Annotated in this window: 3 protein-coding genes; all 3 read left to right on the top strand. The window is 62.6% G+C overall.

What is annotated here, in order from left to right; genetic code table 11:
* Positions 1-1171, top strand: a 1171-nt coding sequence (locus tag VMA74_RS09410; RefSeq protein WP_325366383.1) for a CTP synthase, incomplete at its 5' end; no start/stop codon positions are given.
* Positions 1168-2001, top strand: a complete 834-nt coding sequence (gene kdsA / locus VMA74_RS09415; RefSeq protein ID WP_325366384.1) for a 3-deoxy-8-phosphooctulonate synthase — start codon at positions 1168-1170, stop codon at positions 1999-2001. The genes VMA74_RS09410 and kdsA, both read left to right, overlap by 4 nt.
* Before the next feature lie 102 nt (positions 2002-2103).
* On the top strand, positions 2104-3197 hold a 1094-nt coding region (gene eno, locus VMA74_RS09420), incomplete at its 3' end, for a phosphopyruvate hydratase (protein WP_325366385.1).

Below are 3197 nucleotides of genomic sequence, written 5' to 3' on the forward strand. Positions count from 1 at the left end.
GTGCCTGTTCATGCACCTCACCCTGGTGCCGTACATCAAGGCGGCCGGCGAGATCAAAACCAAGCCGACCCAGCATTCGGTGAAGGAGCTGCGCTCCATCGGTATCCAGCCGGACATCCTGCTGTGCCGCTGCGAGCAGCCACTGCCGGACAGCGAGCGCCGCAAGATCGCGCTGTTCACGAACGTGCCCGAGCCGGCAGTGATCAGCGCCGCCGACGTGGACGTCATCTACAAGCAACCGCTGTGGCTGCATCAGCAGGGGCTGGACGACATCGTGGTAAAGAAGCTGGGCCTGGATGCCAAGCCGGCCGACCTTTCCGGCTGGCAGCGTACGGTCGACGCGGTCGAGCATCCGAAGGACGAGATCACCGTCGCCATCGTCGGCAAATATGTCGAGCACAAGGACGCCTACAAGTCCCTGGGCGAGGCGCTGCGCCACGGCGGCATCAAGCAGCAGACGCGCGTGAACCTGCAGTGGATCGATTCCGAGCAGATCGAGGCCGAAGGCGCCGCCAAGGTGTTGAGCGGTGTCGATGCGATCCTGGTGCCTGGCGGTTTCGGCAAGCGCGGCTTCGAAGGCAAGATCCTCGCGGCGAAATATGCGCGCGAGTACGGCGTGCCGTACTTCGGCATCTGCTACGGCATGCATGCGGCAGTGGTGGATTTCGCGCGCAACGTGGCCGGCCTTACCGATGCCGATTCCAGCGAAAACGATCGCCATACGCCCAATCCGGTGATTGCACTGATTACCGAATGGACCACGGCGGCCGGCGAAGTCGAACAGCGCAGCGAACGCTCCGATCTTGGCGGCACCATGCGCCTGGGCGCGCAGGAATGCCGCCTCAAGGCCGGCACACTGGCGCGCCAGCTCTACGGGCAGGACGTCGTGCGTGAGCGCCATCGCCACCGTTATGAGTTCAACAATCGCTATCGCCAGTCGTTCGAAGACCTGGGGCTGGTGATCTCCGGCAAGTCGATGGACGACCTGCTGGTGGAAATCGTCGAACTGCCGCTGCAGCAGCATCCGTGGTTCCTCGGCTGCCAGGCGCATCCGGAATTCACCTCCACGCCGCGTGACGGCCATCCCTTGTTCATCGGCTTCGTGCGCGCCGCGCGGGAATTCAAAGCCGTGCGCGAGGGCGAGAAGCTGGCAAAGGGAGCAGTTGCATGAAGTTGTGCGGTTTCGAGGCCGGCCTGAATCAGCCGCTGTTCCTGATCGCCGGCCCTTGCGTGGTGGAATCCGAACAGCTGCAGGTCGATACGGCCGGCAAGCTGAAGGAAATCACCGGTCGTCTCGGCGTCAACTTCATTTTCAAATCCAGCTTCGACAAGGCCAACCGTTCCTCCGGCACCAGCTTTCGCGGCCTGGGCATGGAAGAAGGCCTGCGCATCCTGGCGGAAGTGAAGCGGCAGGTGGGCGTGCCGCTGCTCACGGACGTGCACGAATACACGCCGATGAACGAAGTGGCTGCGGTGGTAGACGTGCTGCAGACACCCGCCTTCCTGTGCCGGCAGACCAATTTCATCCAGAACGTGGCGCGCGCCGGCAAGCCGGTGAATATCAAGAAAGGCCAGTTCCTCGCCCCGTGGGACATGAAAAACGTGGTGGACAAGGCCAAGGCCGTCGGCAACGACGCCATCATGGTCTGCGAACGCGGCGCCAGTTTCGGCTACAACAACCTGGTTTCCGACATGCGCTCCTTGAGCGTGATGCGTGAAACCGGCTGCCCTGTGGTGTTTGACGCAACCCATTCGGTGCAGTTGCCGGGCGGGCAGGGCACCAGTTCCGGCGGCCAGCGCGAATTCGTGCCGGTGCTGGCGCGCGCAGCCGTCGCGGTGGGCATTGCCGGCTTGTTTGCGGAAACGCACCCGGATCCGAGCAAGGCGCTGAGCGACGGCCCGAATGCCTGGCCGCTGGACAAGATGGAAGCGCTGCTGCAGACCTTGCTGGAGCTGGATGCCGTCACCAAGCGCCATGGTTTTCTGGAGCAGCAGAACTGAATGGCTCCCTTTCCCCCATCTTTGATGAAGGATGGGGGAAGCGGGGACAGCATTCTGCAAGTTCAAAATCCTCATCACTTTCAACGTTGAACAAGGAACGCCATGACCACTGCCATCACCCATATTCACGCCCGCGAAATCCTCGACTCCCGCGGCAACCCCACACTCGAAGCAGAAGTAACGCTGGCCAGCGGCGCTTTCGGGCGCGCGGCGGTGCCGAGTGGCGCATCGACCGGCACGCGCGAAGCGGTGGAGTTGCGTGACGGCGACAAGTCGCGCTACCTGGGCAAGGGCGTGAAGAAGGCGGTGGGCAACGTCAATGGCGAAATCGCCACTGCACTGAAAGGCTACGATGCGGCTGACCAGCAAGGCCTGGACCAGAAGCTGATCGATCTCGACGGCACGCCGAACAAGGGCCGCCTCGGCGCCAATGCCTTGCTCGGCGTTTCCATGGCTGCCGCGCACGCGGTGGCCGCTTCGCGCCATGAGCCGCTGTGGAAGTACCTCTCCCACGGCAAGCCGGGCGTGCTGCCGGTGCCGATGATGAACATCATCAACGGCGGTGCGCATGCCGACAACAACGTCGACGTGCAGGAATTCATGGTGCTGCCGGTCGGGCTGCCGAGCTTTGCCGAGGCGCTGCGTGCCGGCGCGGAAATCTTCCACGCGCTCAAGAGCGTGCTGAAGGGCAAGGGCCTCAACACGGCGGTGGGTGATGAAGGCGGCTTCGCCCCGAACCTGCGTTCCAACATCGAAGCGCTGGATACCATCCTGGAAGCGGTGAACAAGAGCGGCTACAAGATCGGCAGCGAAATTCTGCTGGGCCTGGATGCCGCCAGCTCCGAATTCTTCAAGGACGGCAAGTACGACCTGGAAGGCGAGGGCAAGGTCTACACGCCGGCGCAGTTCGTCGACCTGCTCGCAAGTTGGGCGCAGCAGTATCCGATCGTCACCATCGAAGACGGCATGGCCGAAGGCGACTGGGATGGTTGGAAGCTGTTGACTGACAAGATCGGCAATAAGGTGCAGTTGGTCGGCGATGATCTGTTCGTGACCAACCCGGCCATCTTCCGCGAAGGCATCGAGAAGAAGATCGCCAACGCCATCCTGATCAAGGTGAACCAGATCGGCACTCTGTCGGAAACGCTGGAAGCCATCGCCATGGCTGATGCCAACAAGTACGCTGCCATCGTTTC

This window comes from Dyella sp., assembly GCF_035508675.1.
In the GTDB taxonomy this organism is placed as follows: Bacteria; Pseudomonadota; Gammaproteobacteria; order Xanthomonadales; family Rhodanobacteraceae; genus Dyella_B.